This window comes from Phenylobacterium sp., from assembly GCF_025934275.1.
GTDB lineage: Bacteria > Pseudomonadota > Alphaproteobacteria > Caulobacterales > Caulobacteraceae > Phenylobacterium.
Window position 1 is genome coordinate 17039 of sequence record NZ_JAICYI010000044.1, and the last position, 13626, is coordinate 30664.

Here is a 13626-nt window from a genome sequence, read left to right on the forward strand (position 1 = left end):
ATTGGGGGACGCGCAGCCGGGCGCATGCGCGGGCCCGGCGCCAGCTCAACAGTAGGTCCTAACGGACCTTTTCCCCGGGCGTGGCCATCAGGCCTCCTCTGAACGGAGGGCACTATGCGCGTGCTTCGGCGACCGACGCAAGGCGCGCAAGCAGATGACTTCCGCCGTCCGGCTCTGTACGAGGCGGCCCATGTCCTACCGCGATCGCGTCCAAGAGTTCTGCCGCCGGTTCGGCCTGCGGGTCCCGATCCTGCTCGCGCCGATGGCCGGCGCTAGCCCGCCGGAGCTTTCCGCCGCTGTGGCCAACGCCGGCGGGCTTGGCGCGTGCGGCTGCCTGACGCTGAAGCCCGCGGAGATCGCCGGCTGGGCCGCCGCGATGCGCGGCGCGAGCAACGGCGCGTTCCAGCTCAACAACTGGATCCCCGACCCGCCGCCGATCCGTGACCCCGATCACGAGGCGAGCGTGCGCGCCTTCCTCGCAGGCTTCGGGCCGGAGGTTCCAGCGGAGGCGGGCGCCGCCGCCACCCTCGACTTCGATGCGCAGTGCGCCGCGATGCTTGAGGCAAGTCCGCCAATCATCTCTTCCATCATGGGACTTTATCCGCCGGAGTTCGTGCAGCGCATGAAGGCGCGCGGGATCGTCTGGTTCGCCACCGCCACCACCGTCGCCGAGGCGAGGTCGGCCGAGGCGGCCGGCGCGGACGTGATCGTGGCGCAGGGCGGCGAAGCGGGCGGGCACCGGGGCGCCTTCGAGGCCGACCGCGGCCAGACGGCGCTGGTGGGCCTGTTCGCGCTGCTGCCGGCGATCGTGGATGCAGTCTCGGTTCCGGTGGTCGCCACGGGCGGCGTCGCGGACGGACGTACGGCGGCGGCCGCCTTTGCGCTCGGCGCCAGCGCCGTGCAGGTGGGAAGCGGCTTCCTGCGCTGCTCGGAGGCCGGCCTCAATCCGGCCTGGGCCGAGGGCCTCGCCAGCGCTCAGCCGGAGGACACGATCGTCACCCGCGCCTTCTCGGGCCGGCCGGGCCGGGCGCTCGCCAACGCCTACGCCCGCGCAGCGTCTGCGCCCGATGCGCCGGACCCCGCCCCCTATCCGGTGCAGCGCGGCCTCACAGCGGCGATGCGCGCCGACGCCGCCAAGGCGGGCGATCTGGACCGCATGCAGGCTTGGGCGGGGCAGGCGTCGCGCCTGGCCCGCGCCGAGCCTGCGGGTGACGTGGTGAGCCGGATCTGGGCCGAGGCGCAGGCGCTGCTCGCCGGATAGGCGAGGCTAGTTGAGCGCGGCGGGCGCCTCGTCCTCGTCGCCCTCCATCCAGATCTGCCGGATCTCGCGGGCGGCGGCCCAGGCGGCGCGCGCGCCCTCCGTCCGCTGAACGCGCTCCAGGCGGCTCACGATGGCGAGCAGCAGCAACGCTTCCTGTTCGTTCATCCCGCCGCACTCGAGCACCAGGTCGACCAGCTCCTGCACCGCGGCTTCGCAGAGCGCCGGCCCCGCGACGACGGTGCGGGCTTCCGGCGCGACCCCGGCGGCCCTCGCCGCTCGGCTTCCCAGACGGCGGCTCATGGCTTGACCTCCTCGCGCAGACCGCCCGCGATCAGCCGCAGGTCCGGCGCGGCGCCGATCACGCCGCTCACGACCGTCAGTCGGACGCCGGGTGCGCCCGGTGGGGCGGACATGGCGTCGACCGCCGCCGCCAGTTCGCGGTCCTTGAAGCCGGCGACGAGCCGATCCAGCCGCCGCCCGCCCGAGGTGCTGCCCATGAACAGCAGCTCCGCCGCGGCGAAGTGGTTGGCGAACCGCAGGAAGGCGTGGCTCGGAGAGCCGCCCTCGGGATCGATATAGAACACCGGCTCGGTGGGCGCGGGACTCAGGCCCTGGATCGCGCGCCAGCGGCTCGCCTCCGCCAGCGGATAGGCGACGAGCAGGTGGGCGATCGGCCAGCCGGCGCGGCGAGCGTGATGCAGGAGGCTGCGCGCGCGGTCGCGCCAGCGCGACGCCGCGGCGCCCGGTGATGACGCGCCGGTGCGCTCGCGCAGGTCGACGCAGACCAGGACGCGCGCGGGGGCCGCACGCCGTCGGAGGTTGTCGAGGCTCATGCCGCCAGCTCCTCCGAGGCGCGCGCCTCGAGCACGCCGGGCTCGTCCCAGGCGCCTTCCGGGCGCAAGAGCACCATCGCCGGGCTCGCCAAGCCGACCGCCTTGGCGTGCAGCTTCAGGTCGAACTCGATCTCCACGTAGGCGAACTCGGAGAAGTGGAAGCGCGGCCGCCCGGGCCGAACCCGGCCGCCGAAGTAACGCTTCCAGAAGGCCTCGCCGCGCACCTGGGCGTGGCCCATCAGCTTGCGGTAGCCCTTGCGCGCCGCCAGATCGAACGCGGCATTGCACAAAAGCAGGAGCCCGGGGCCGCCGCGGTGCTCCTTGCGCAGGGCGAGCCGCTCGAACTTGGCGAATTCGCCGAACCAGCGCATGCGCACGCAGCCCACCGGCTCGCCGCGCCAACTCAGCAGCAGGTGCGTCGCGCCGCAGAAGTCGTTGCCGTCGAACTCCTCCTCGAAAGGACAGTCCTGGTCGCCCATGTAGACCAGTGTGCGGACCGCCTGGACCTTCATGAGCGTGTCGAGCGTGCGGGCGACCTCGACCTTGTAGTCGGCGTCCTTGAACAGGCGGCGCGGGATCGATGAGACGCTCATCACGCCGCCTCCGCCGTGCGGATCGGCGCCGTGGCGGGAAGCCACACGAGGTCGGACCCGGGCAGCTCGCGATATCCCAGCCGATCGCACATGAACCGCCGTCCGGCCTCGGTGGCAATGCGCGCGAATCGCGCAACGTGCTCGTACAAGGGCGCACCCTCCTCGGAGACGGCCCCCAGCCGCTTCGCCGTCGGCTTGGTCGAGGCCGCGATCCCCCAGCCATAGGTGCCGCATACGATCTCGTCCGGCGCCGCCATGTGCGCCTCCGCCGGATTGAAGACGTCGAAGGCGCCGCTCATCACCGCATCCACGCCCGCAGCATTGAGGTGGACCCAGGCGAGCACGCCGGTGACCTGGCCCTCCTCGTGCGCCACCGCGACGGCGCAGTCGGTGTAAGCCTGCACACGCTGAAGCGTTTCGGTGGCGACCAGTTCTCCGCCGATCAGTTCGGCCGCCAGATTGCGGGCCTCGGCCATGTCCGCGCCGCAGGGCGGCAGGACGCCGTATTTCTGGAAAATCGGCCGCATATGGCGCGAAAGCTCGCGGCCGGTTAGGTTCTGATTGAGTTGCATGGACGCACCCTTGTTCCGAACGAGGTGCGTACCGACCATAGTGGGGAAACGGCGCCCGAAATTATCGCAATGGGGGCCGTCAGATTTGACGGGAGGCCGGATGGCCGACATCGCGCGACGCCGGGCCGATTGGTCCGCCCTGCGGGTGTTCTTCGCCGTGGCGGAGGCGAGGGGCATCAATGCGGCCGCGCGCGCTCTGAACCTCAGCCCTTCAACCGTCACCCGCACCATCGAGGAGCTGGAGCACCAGCTCAACGTCGTGCTGTTCGTGCGCTCGCCGCGGGGCGTGACCCTGACCGAGGCCGGCGACATCGCGTACCAGCGGGTGCTCACGATGGAGCGCACCGCCGCCACCCTCGAGATGGAGATCGGCGACCTCGAATCGCTGCCGGAAGGCAAGGTGAAGCTTGCGGTCCCCGACGGAGTCGCGAGCTACTTCATCACCCCCTTCATGTCGGAGTTCCTGCGCGCCCATCCGGGGCTCGACCTTTCGATCGACTGCGGCCTCTGGCCCGACCGCCCGCTCGATGGCGAAGCCGAGCTCACGCTGAGCTACACCGAGCCCACGGCAGGCGACGTGGTCGCGCGGCCCATCGCGTACATGCACTACGCAGCCTTCGCCTCCCGCGAATACATCAATCTCTACGGCGAGCCAGGCAGCCCGAACGACGCCCTGAAACACCCGTGCATCCACCACGTCGCGCAGACTCACCAGCGAGAGGTCTGGACCGAGCAGCAGAAGGCGCTGCAGGTCCTGGCGCACAAGCACGTCCAGACGAACTCCAGCGCGGTCGTCATCCAGGCGGTGAAGAACGGCATCGGGCTTGCCTCACTGCCGACCGCTATCCTGTCGATCGAACCGGATCTGGTGATGCTGGAACGCGTGCCGCCCGTCGCCCCAGTGAAGCTCTGGATGGTGCACCACCGCGATGCGACGCGCTCGGCCAGGGTGCGGGCCGTCGCGGACTGGCTGAAGGCGATCTTCGACGGCAGGACACGGCCCTGGTACCGCGCCGAGTTCGTGCATCCGCGCGACTTTGATCTGCCCGCCACGACGCCCGCCCGGGCGCTGACGCCGGCCTAGCTCAGACCGCCCGCGTCAGCAGTTCGGCGACGTGCAGGGTCTTGCGGCCGGCGCCCTGCTCGATCTGTTCGCGGCAGCTGAAGCCGTTGGCGAGGATCACCGTCGCCTCCGGGGCGGCGCGGACCTGCGGCAGCAACACCCGCTCAGCGGCGCGCATCGAGACCTCGTATTTGGCCGCCTCGAAGCCGAAGGCCCCGGCCATGCCGCAGCAGCCGGACGGCATGGCCTCCGCCTCCACACCCGCCGCCTGCAGCACCCGAATCTCGGCGGCCGAGTCGAGCACGGCGTGCTGATGGCAGTGGACCTGCACCTTCGCCTTCACCGCGCGGTCGAGCTTCAAATGCGCGCCTTCGCGGTCGAGGAACTCGGTGAGGAACAGCGTCTGGCCGCTCAGCCGGGTGGCGCGCTCGTCGGCCGGGAACAGGCCCGGCAGCTCGTCGCGGAAGGCGCTGACGCAGGCGGGCTCAAGGCCGACGATGGGGATTCCCGCTGAGATCGGCTCGGCGAGGGCGTCCAGCGTCCGCATCCAGAGGCCCCGCGCCTGGTCGACCCAGCCCCAGTCGTAGAGCGGCCGACCGCAGCAGAGCGAGGCCGCGGGGACCTCCACCTGATAGCCGAGCCCCTCCAGCACCTCGACGGCGGCGATCGCCGTGGCGGGCCGGAAGAAGTCGTTGAAGGTGTCGGGGAACAGCAGCACCCGCGAGCCCTGGCCTCGCGTCCCGCCTCGCGCCAGCCACCAGGCGCGGAAGGTCTGGCGGGCGAACGGCGGCATCCGCCGGGGCTGCGCGATCCCCGCCGCGGCCTTGGCGAAGCCTGAGAGGCCGGGTGCGCTCAAGGCCAGGTTGGCCAGCCACGGCGCGTGCTGCGCGAGCTCGGCCCAGCGGCGGATCTGGCCCATGGCGTAGGCCGCCCGCGGCCGCAGCCGGCCGGCGTAGTGGTGCGCCCGGAACTCGGCCTTGTAGGTCGCCATGTCCACGTGCACCGGGCAGTCCGACTTGCAGCCCTTGCAGCCCAGGCAGAGGTCGAGCGCCGCCTCCACCGCGCGGCTCTTCCAGCCGTCGTCGATCAGCCCGCCGTGCACCATCTCGAACAGCAGGCGGGCGCGGCCGCGGGTCGAGTGCGTCTCTTCGCGCGTGGCCATGAAGCTCGGGCACATCACCTTGTCTTCGCTGCCGGGCGCGCGGCAGGCGCCCACACCCACGCAGCGCGTCATGGCCTTGGCGAAGTCGCCGCCGTCCTCGGCATAGGCGAAGCGGCCGGGCATCGGCGGCGGGCGGACGTCCGGCCCGATCCGCAGGTTGGAGGTGATCGGATAGGGATCGATCACCTTGCCGGGGTTCATCCGCCCCTTGGGGTCCCAGATCGCCTTGAAGGCGCGCTGCGCGGCGATCAGCTCGGGGCCGTACATCTTCTCCAGCAGCGCGCCGCGCGCCTGGCCGTCGCCGTGTTCGCCGGAGAGCGAGCCTCCGTAGCGCACCACGAGGTCGGCCGCCTTGTCCAGGAACAGCCGCCACTGCTCGACGCCCTCGCGGCGCGTCAGATCGAAGTTGATCCGGCAGTGCACCAGCCCATCGCCGAAGTGGCCGTAGAAGGCGGCCTGGTAGCCGAAGGCGTCCAGCAGTTTCCTCAGCTCGCGCAGATAGCGGCCGAGGTCCTCACGACGGACGGCGCTGTCCTCCCAGCCGGGGTAGGTGTCGCCGACGCCCGGCACGTGGGTCGAGGCGGCGAGCGCGTCCTCGCGCACCTTCCAGAGGCTCGCCTGGGTCGCGGCGTCCTTCACCACCGCGGCCGGGCGTTGCGGGGCCCCGAACGCCTTGGCGAACGCCTGCGCCTTCGCATCCACGTCCGCGTGCGTCGCGCCGCCGAACTCCACGAACAGCCAGCCGTCGCCCGGCGGCAGCGCTTTCAGCTCCTTGGCGTCCTCGTGCTTGCGCCTGAGGAACTCGGCGACCTCGCCGTCCATGGCCTCCAGGCCGATCGGCGCGTGGCCCAGGATGTCGCAGACCGCGTCGGCCGCCTGGTAGATGTCCGGGAAGGCCACGACCACCAGCCTGCGTTCCGGCGGGCTCTCGACGAGGTTGAGGCTCGCGCCCAGCACCATGACGCATCCCGCCTCGGTGCCGACCAGCGTGCGGGCGACGTTGAAGCCCTTGTCCCAGGCGAGCTGGTCGAGGTTCTCGTAGCCGGAGACCCGGCGGGGGATCTGCGGATAGACGTCGTCGAATTGGCGCCCATAGCGGTCCCAAAGCTCGCGCAGGCTCCGGTAGATCTCCGCCTTGCGTCCGCCCTCGGCCAGGATGCGGCTGTAGGCCTGCGGCGAGGTCCGCCCCACGGTCATGCGCAAGCCGTCGTAGGTGACGACGTCGAGGCTCTCGACATTGTCCGCCGTGCGGCCGGCCATCAGCGAGTGGGCGCCGCAGCTGTCGTTGCCGATCATGCCGCCCAGGGTGTTGCGGCTGTGGGTCGCCGGGTCGGGCCCGAAGGTCAGGTGATGCCGCTCGGCCTCGTCGCGCAGGTGGTCGAGGATGCAGCCGGGCTCGACGGACGCCAGCTTCCGGTCGGCCTCGACCGAAACCACGGCATGCATGTACTTCGAGAAATCGAAGATCACCGCCTCGTTGCAGGTCTGGCCCGCCAGGCTCGTGCCGCCGCCGCGCGGGGTGACCGGCGCGCCGAATTCCGCACAGACCTGGAGCGCTGCGATCGCATCCTCGGCCGAACGCGGCAGCACGACGCCCAGGGGCGCCTGCCGGTAGTTGGACGCGTCCGTGGAATAGAGCGCCCGGTCGCCATCGCCGAAGCGGACCTCGCCGGCGACCACCCGGCGGAGCGCGCGGCCGAGCGCGTCGCGCCGGCTCGCCGGAATACCGGGCAGCCGTGTGCGGCCGTCGATGACGGTGTGGGATGCGGGCGGCCCGGCGTCGTCCATGCGAAACGCGTTCCTGGAGCTGATATTTCCGTAACCGCCCAGGCGCCGCGAGCGATCCCCGGAATTTCGAGACCGTCGTTCGTCGAACGAGTGTCGTCCGGCTTGCGCTTAACTCAGAGTGGCGCGAACTATTTGGCGTAACTTCCGCGCGATCGGGCGAACGCTCCAGGGATCGGCGGGAGCCAGAGCTCGGGGAGACGCGCATGCCGACAGCAGCTGATACGTTCAGCCTTGGATGGGATCAGCTGGCGGCCGGGGTCGCGGCGGTCGGCGCGCTGGGCGTGGCCGCCTTCGGTTTGACGGAGGCGCTCGGCAAGGCGTTCGCCTACCGCTCGCGCGACGGCGGCGCCCACTTCGGTCTGCCCTACGCCGGACTGCAGGCGGTGAAGCTGGCGATCCAGCCGCTGGAACCGGCCCTGCGGCTGGCCTACGGCCCCCACTACCTCGACCTGATCGCCCAGCAGTACCGCTCGGATCGCTCAAAGGGCGCCGCGCCCGACACCATCCGCCAGGGCGTCCGGCTGGCCTTGCCGTTCCTTGACATCGGCAAGGCCGCCGAGGTGATCGGCAGCGTCTGGGACATGAAGCCGGAACATTCCCAGGCGCTCGCCCAGGCGCTTCAGGCCGGTGAGACGCCCTCCGCCTCGCCGCACGACCCCGCCGGTCCGATCGATCCCATGCAGGCGCTCGCCGGACGTTTCGCCACCGCTCTCGACGCGCGCGTCAACGCGGCCTTCGATCTCGCCGAGGCGCGCTACGAGGCGCAGGCGAAGATGTGGTCGGGCCTCGCGGCGATCGTCCTGGCGCTGGTGCTGAACTACGGATTGGGGGTCGGGCGGATGCAAGGTCGACTGCCCTGGGCCCTGGCGGTGGTGATCGGCCTGGTCGCCGTCCCGCTGGCGCCCGTCGCCAAGGACGTCTCGACCAAGCTGCAGGATGCGCTGACCGCCTTCAAGTCCATCCCGACCCGGCTGGGCTGAGCCATGCTGATCCTGAGCTTCCGGGACATGTCGACGCCGCGCTGCAGCGCGGTCACCGCCGCGGCCGCCTACGCGCTCGATGCCATCGTCCCAGCCTTTCCGTGGAGTCCCGCGCCGGGGCGGGCGCTGCGGCTGGCGGGCTGGCTGGAAGTGCAACGGGCGTTGCAGGGCAAGCACGTCTGCTTCCTGATCCACGGCTTCAACGTCGACCGCGATGGCGGCTACACGGGCCTGGGCGCGATGGCGCAGGAGATGGCGGGCGGCGGCGCGCTCACGCTCGCCCATCCGCCGATCGATCTTCGCACCCTCGGCGTCGACGTCGTCGTCCCGGTGCTCTGGGCCGGCGACTGGTACCTGCCGATCAACTACCCGTTCCTGCTCGGCGACATCCGCGCCACCGCGCGGCACTTCGCCGACTTCATCTGGAGCGCCGCGAGCCAGATGCGGCGGGTGTCGTTCGTGACCCACAGCATGGGCGCGCGCGTCGCGCTGGAGACCGTGCTGCAGGCCCTCTCGGCCCAGGAGCGCTACAGCCTGCCGGTGTTCGACACCGCCGTTTTCACCGCCGCCGCGGTGACCGACCAGGCGCTCGATCTCGCCTACTTCGCCCCGGCGGTCGCCGTCCTCCGACGCATCGCGGTGGTCAGCTCCACCGCCGACGAGGTGCTCTCAGGCGCCTTTCCGTGGGGCAATGCGGCGGAGGAGGCGCTCTGGTGGAACGATCCCGGCCGGGACGTGGCGCTCGGGCTCGATGGGCCGCAGCTTTCCCTGGCCGCCGCGGCCCGCGCCAAGACCAGCTGGTACCCGCAAGGCGATCACAAGCACTCCGACTACCTGCCGCGTCCGCTCGCGCCGGACGTTCCGGCCCGCTACGTCAACGGCTGGTCCGACAAGCGCCTGAGGGTCGCCGAGACCGCCCAGGCGGTGCTGGACGGGGCCGCAGCCCCGATCCCGCGGCAGCCGATCCCCTAGAGCGCTTGAACGCGACAGCTAGGCCGCGAAGTAGAGATGGCGGTGCTTGTGGCAGCCCGGATTGAACGGCGCCGCGCAGAGCGGGCAGCGGCTCTCGCAGGCTAGGTATTCGCTCACCGTCAACTCGTAGCCGCAGGCGCCGCAGAGCACGGCGGACGTATCCCGCTCGTCGGCGGCCCAGACCTGGGCCGGATGGTCGGCCAGGGCGTCGTGGCATTCACGGCAGCCGTAATAGGCCCCGCAGCAGCGCATCTTGATGGCGATGATGTCGAGCGCGCTATGCCAATGGGCGCAGCGCGTGCTCGGATCGACATCGAGGCCGTGGACGGGCGGCCCCACCGGCGCGTCACCGCCATCGGGGGCGACAGTCATGACGGGCGCAACCGCTGCAGACTCGCACCGGCCGCAGAGCGGGAGGGCTCGGCGACCTCAACGCCCTTGGCCTGAAAGACGGCCGACCAGGTAAGCCCTGAGGGCGTGAAGACGAGCGTGGCGGATCGGCCGGGTTCGATCCCGCGACGCAGCAGTTTCAGTCCCGAGCCCGTCTGCGCCGGCTCGGCCGCTTCAGGCCCGCCGCGCTCGGTCCAGCAGATCTCGGCCGTGCGGCCCGATCGGGACCAGGCAATGTCCACCGCGCCGCTTTCGCACGATAGCGCGCCGTGTTTCAGCGAGTTCGTCGCCAGTTCATGAAGGCAGAGGGCCAGCATCATCGCCTGGGACGGCTCCAGCTCCATCGGAGCGCCTGACCAGGCGATCCGGTCGCGCGCCATGAACGGGGCGAGCACGGCCTGCACCACATCTTCCATCCGAGCCTGCAGGTTGGCCTCGCGGCTGAGCAGGCGCTGGGCGGCCGACAGCGACCTCATGCGCCCGAGGAAGCGGTCGAGGAAGCTCGCGACATCGTTGGTCCCGCGGGCGGATTCGGCGGCAAGCGATTCCACCACCGCCAGGTTGTTCTTGACGCGGTGCTGCAGCTCGCGGGCCAGCACCCGCTCGGTCTCGCGCGACGCCTCGAGGTTGGCGATCAGTCGCCGGACCGCCACCACGCCCGCGACGATCGCGCCGCCGTCGACGAGCAGCGCGATCAGCCCATCGGCCTCGTGCGGCGCCAGCACGAAGGACATCGGCTCGCCAAGGAACACATACCAGCCGACGAGCAGCGCGACGATCAGGCAGCTCAGGCCGCCGGTCAGGCCGCCATAAAAGGTGGCCAGCATCAGCGCAGGGAAGAAGGCCACGAACCGCTCCTCGCCACCCATCAGCGGCGTCAGCGCCCAGCGAAGCAATATCGAGGCGGCGGCCGTCAGCACGCCCAGCGCCAGCGCCGGACCGACGCTCAACTGCCGCGGCGGGCCGCGCCGATCTGCTGTTTGTCCAGACACCCGTCCTGTCCCGCCGACGTCGCTCACGCGTCATGTTCGAGTGCGCGCCGAGCATGGCGCCGTTATGGCGAGCGCGTGTCAGGCTGGCGTTGCGCCGCCGGCCGCCATGGCCCGACCGTCCTACGTCCGAAACAGTCGCGGGCCGGCTTTAGCTCTCCTTGCGACTTCGGCGGCCCGCAGCTGTTCGCAGACCCCGCAAATCGGCGATATTCCCTTTTGCAAACCCGGTCGGGACTCGCAATACGATGAGCGGGCCTGTCGCATTCCGCGCGGGCTCAATCGCGAGCCTTTGGGAAATGATTGAGTCATCTGCTTCGACTTGGTGGTGGTCGGCCAACGTTCTTGGGCAAGCGGTGATCCGCCTTGAGACCTCGATTGGAGACAATGCAGCTGGCCACATCGGGCAGGCGCTTGGGGCGCTGAAATACGAGGCCGACCAACTGCAGCTCAAGTCCGTAACTGCTCAGCTTGGCCACATCGAACAATTCATTGAAGGAGGGGGGAAAAGCACAGCGGAGTTGCGCGCCCTGATACTTGATTTGGTGAGGCGGATTCAGGATGAATTTTCCGAACAAAAAATCCTATTCATCTCAACGGCCGACGCTGCTCTATATCTTCAGGAAAAGCCGTTGTTTGGCGATGATGTAGCCGATGCATTTCCTGACGCCATCGAAGACATAAGCGAGGCCGGCAAGAGCCTCGCCCTCGGCAGGCACACAGCCAGCGTCTTTCACTTGATGCGCGCGATGGAGGCTGCGGTTCAGCGCCTTTGCGGAAAGCTAGGTATAGAAAATCCTGATCGCGAGTGGGGGAAGCTGCTCAGCGATATTCACAATGCAATTGCGGTCATGCCGAAGGGTGAGCTGCGCAACACGTGGTCAGAGGCCCACGCCAACCTCTACCACGTCAAACAAGCATGGCGGAACAACACCATGCATCCGAAGCAAACCTACACCGAAGAAGAAGCGCGCGCCGTTCTACAAGCTGTGAGGACGTTTATGACTCAGCTAGCAGGCTTGGTCTGACTGCGGCGATTGGAAGGAACGATCTTCTTGAATGCCCGCTCGAAATTCTTGCCGCGCTCATCGACGCCAGCCTCCTTGGCGGCGTCGATGAAACGCTTCGATTGCTCCGGATTGTCGGGCTTGGGCTTTGGCTTGTTCACACGCCGACGTTTACGCCGATGCGGCTTGGTGCGCCAGCGGCGCCGGTGCTTACCAGACGATGCGGCCTTCGGCGTCCGCCCGGCTTGCACTAGTCGTTCGATAGGTCAGGCGCTTGCCGACGATACCCTTCAGCGCCAGTTCGGCGCGGGCGGCGTCGTCAATCCCGAGCTTCGCCCGGTTCGAGTAGCGGAAGTCGAACTCGGCCAAGTAGCGGTGAAGGTGCTTCTCGGAACAGTGCTGGTAGATGCCCCGCATCCCGCGCTTGAAGATCGAGAACACGCCTTCGACGGTGTTGGTATGGGCCTCGCCGCGAACGTATTCGTCGGCCGAGTGCTCGACGGTCATGTGGCCGATGAACTCCTTGCCGAGACGGCGATAGTGCTGGGCTTCGTCGGTCGAGAGGATCGAGTCGCGGGCGCCGATTTCGAGGGCGCGCACGATCTCGGGCTTGTGAAGGCTGTCGATCTTCACCGAGCGGACCCGGCCCTTACGCTCGACGACGGCGAGGATTTTCTTCTGGCCCGAGCCGCCGCGCCAGCCCTTGCCGCTGACGAACGACTTGGCCTCATGGCCGAGGAAGGTTTCGTCGGCTTCGATGACGCTGCCGCCGCCGCCCAGCAGGCCGCCGTCGTCATCATCGACCGCAAGCGCCTCGCGGATGCGATGGCCCATGAACCAGGCGGTTTTCAGGGTGACGCCCAGGACGCGGGCGAGCTGGTTGGAGCTGAAGCCCTTCTTGGACGAACAGATCAGCGCGATGGTCTGAAGCCAGACGTTCAGCGGCACGTGGCTCTGTTCGAACACGGTGCCGACCTTGACGGTGAATTGCTTCTTGCAATCGCCGCACTTCTTCAGCCCGAGGCGCACGCGCTTGGCGGGGTTCGGCTTGATCGCAGAGATGCGGCCGGTGCATCCGCAGTGCGGGCAAACTGGGCCATCCGGCCAAATTCGGGCCTCGACGTAGCGAAAAGCTGCGGCCTCGTTGTGGAAGTGCGGGGCGGAAAGCGCGCTCGCCATCGGCCTAACTCCTTATCGGAATTAGGTTTACCACAGAAATCGGGTTTGCAAACGGGAATATCGCCCGCAAATCGGAACATCTTGCGAACCTAGAACAAACGCGGTACGCATGAGTCCTCGGCCGAACGGGAGTTTCCATCTCGGGAGCTGGGTTGGCGGGAATCTGCGATAAGGGGTTTGAGGGATGTCACAATCGGCGTTGAGGCTCGTGGGACGCGACGACGGGGATAAGCAGCGCGCGCTGGAAGCGGCGCTCGCGCAGATCGATCGAGCCTTCGGCAAGGGCTCGGTGATGAAGCTGGGCGAGAAGGGCAAGATCGTGGAGATCGAGTCCATCTCCACCGGCTCGCTCGGCCTGGATCTGGCGCTCGGCATCGGCGGCCTGCCGAAGGGCCGGATCGTCGAGATCTACGGGCCGGAGTCATCGGGCAAGACGACGCTCGCCCTGCACGTGGTGGCCGAGGTGCAGAAGCAGGGCGGCACCGCCGCCTTCGTCGACGCAGAGCATGCGCTCGACCCCAGCTACGCCCACAAGCTGGGCGTCAACCTGGACGATCTCCTGGTCTCGCAGCCGGACACCGGCGAACAGGCGCTGGAGATCACCGACACCCTGGTGCGCTCCGGGGCGGTGGACATCATCGTCATCGACAGCGTGGCGGCGCTGACGCCCCGGGCCGAGATCGAAGGCGAGATGGGCGACAGCCTGCCCGGCCTGCAGGCGCGCCTGATGAGCCAGGCGCTGCGCAAGCTGACCGCCTCGATCAACAAGTCCAACACCATGGTGATCTTCATCAACCAGATCCGCATGAAGATCGGCGTGATGTACGGCTCGCCCGA

At 69.1% G+C, this 13626-nt stretch carries 15 protein-coding genes; 6 read left to right on the top strand and 9 right to left on the bottom strand.

The annotated features are described in order from the left end of the window. Positions 1-190: 190 nt before the first annotated feature. Positions 191-1261, top strand: a complete 1071-nt coding sequence (locus Q0W60_RS12045; RefSeq protein ID WP_297695888.1) for a nitronate monooxygenase — start codon at positions 191-193, stop codon at positions 1259-1261. Between the two features lie 6 nt (positions 1262-1267). Here the strand turns inward: Q0W60_RS12045 and Q0W60_RS12050 are convergent, their stop codons facing one another. The 4 genes from Q0W60_RS12050 to Q0W60_RS12065 are packed head-to-tail and all read right to left on the bottom strand — an operon-like array spanning position 1268 to position 3259. Next, a complete protein-coding gene (locus tag Q0W60_RS12050; protein WP_297695890.1) occupies positions 1268-1561 on the bottom strand; it encodes a hypothetical protein in 294 nt (97 codons plus the stop codon). Continuing rightward, on the bottom strand, positions 1558-2094 hold the full coding sequence (locus Q0W60_RS12055; RefSeq protein ID WP_297695892.1) for a hypothetical protein: 537 nt from the start codon (positions 2092-2094) through the stop codon (positions 1558-1560). Before Q0W60_RS12055 ends, Q0W60_RS12050 begins: the two co-directional genes overlap by 4 nt. Further along, positions 2091-2687, bottom strand: coding sequence for a hypothetical protein (locus tag Q0W60_RS12060; RefSeq protein WP_297695894.1), 597 nt, complete (start codon positions 2685-2687; stop codon positions 2091-2093). The genes Q0W60_RS12055 and Q0W60_RS12060 overlap by 4 nt, the downstream gene beginning before the upstream one ends. Further along, positions 2687-3259, bottom strand: coding sequence for a hypothetical protein (locus Q0W60_RS12065; protein WP_297695896.1), 573 nt, complete (start codon positions 3257-3259; stop codon positions 2687-2689). The genes Q0W60_RS12060 and Q0W60_RS12065 overlap by 1 nt, the downstream gene beginning before the upstream one ends. Before the next feature lie 100 nt (positions 3260-3359). On the opposite strand from Q0W60_RS12065, the gene Q0W60_RS12070 reads away from it, so the two are divergent. After that, positions 3360-4343, top strand: a complete 984-nt coding sequence (locus Q0W60_RS12070) for a LysR family transcriptional regulator (RefSeq protein WP_297695898.1) — start codon at positions 3360-3362, stop codon at positions 4341-4343. Position 4344: 1 nt separating this feature from the next. Here the strand turns inward: Q0W60_RS12070 and Q0W60_RS12075 are convergent, their stop codons facing one another. Beyond that, positions 4345-7272, bottom strand: coding sequence for an FAD-binding and (Fe-S)-binding domain-containing protein (locus Q0W60_RS12075; RefSeq protein WP_297695900.1), 2928 nt, complete (start codon positions 7270-7272; stop codon positions 4345-4347). 203 nt (positions 7273-7475) lie between these two features. On the opposite strand from Q0W60_RS12075, the gene Q0W60_RS12080 reads away from it, so the two are divergent. Both Q0W60_RS12080 and Q0W60_RS12085 read left to right on the top strand, forming a co-directional pair. Continuing rightward, the gene (locus tag Q0W60_RS12080; RefSeq protein WP_297695902.1) at positions 7476-8252 is read left to right on the top strand and encodes a hypothetical protein; all 777 of its coding nucleotides are present in this window, start codon (positions 7476-7478) and stop codon (positions 8250-8252) included. A gap of 3 nt (positions 8253-8255) precedes the next feature. Then, a complete protein-coding gene (locus tag Q0W60_RS12085; protein ID WP_297695903.1) occupies positions 8256-9224 on the top strand; it encodes an alpha/beta hydrolase in 969 nt (322 codons plus the stop codon). 18 nt (positions 9225-9242) lie between these two features. On the opposite strand, the gene Q0W60_RS12090 is transcribed toward Q0W60_RS12085, so the two are convergent. Next, entirely contained in the window at positions 9243-9596 is a 354-nt protein-coding gene (locus Q0W60_RS12090) for a CHY zinc finger protein (RefSeq protein WP_297695905.1), read from the bottom strand. Next, on the bottom strand, positions 9593-10534 hold the full coding sequence (locus tag Q0W60_RS12095) for a sensor histidine kinase (protein ID WP_297695907.1): 942 nt from the start codon (positions 10532-10534) through the stop codon (positions 9593-9595). The genes Q0W60_RS12090 and Q0W60_RS12095 overlap by 4 nt, the downstream gene beginning before the upstream one ends. Positions 10535-10851: 317 nt before the next feature. Between Q0W60_RS12095 and Q0W60_RS12100 the strand changes: the two genes are divergently transcribed. After that, on the top strand, positions 10852-11631 hold the full coding sequence (locus Q0W60_RS12100; protein ID WP_297695909.1) for a hypothetical protein: 780 nt from the start codon (positions 10852-10854) through the stop codon (positions 11629-11631). Here the strand turns inward: Q0W60_RS12100 and Q0W60_RS12105 are convergent. Both Q0W60_RS12105 and Q0W60_RS12110 read right to left on the bottom strand, forming a co-directional pair. Then, on the bottom strand, positions 11610-11771 hold the full coding sequence (locus Q0W60_RS12105) for a hypothetical protein (RefSeq protein ID WP_297695911.1): 162 nt from the start codon (positions 11769-11771) through the stop codon (positions 11610-11612). The genes Q0W60_RS12100 and Q0W60_RS12105 overlap by 22 nt on opposite strands. 49 nt (positions 11772-11820) lie before the next feature. Next, positions 11821-12789, bottom strand: coding sequence for an IS1595 family transposase (locus Q0W60_RS12110; protein WP_297695913.1), 969 nt, complete (start codon positions 12787-12789; stop codon positions 11821-11823). A 184-nt stretch (positions 12790-12973) separates the two neighbouring features. Between Q0W60_RS12110 and recA the strand changes: the two genes are divergently transcribed. Then, positions 12974-13626, top strand: a 653-nt coding sequence (gene recA / locus Q0W60_RS12115; protein ID WP_297695915.1) for a recombinase RecA, incomplete at its 3' end; no start/stop codon positions are given.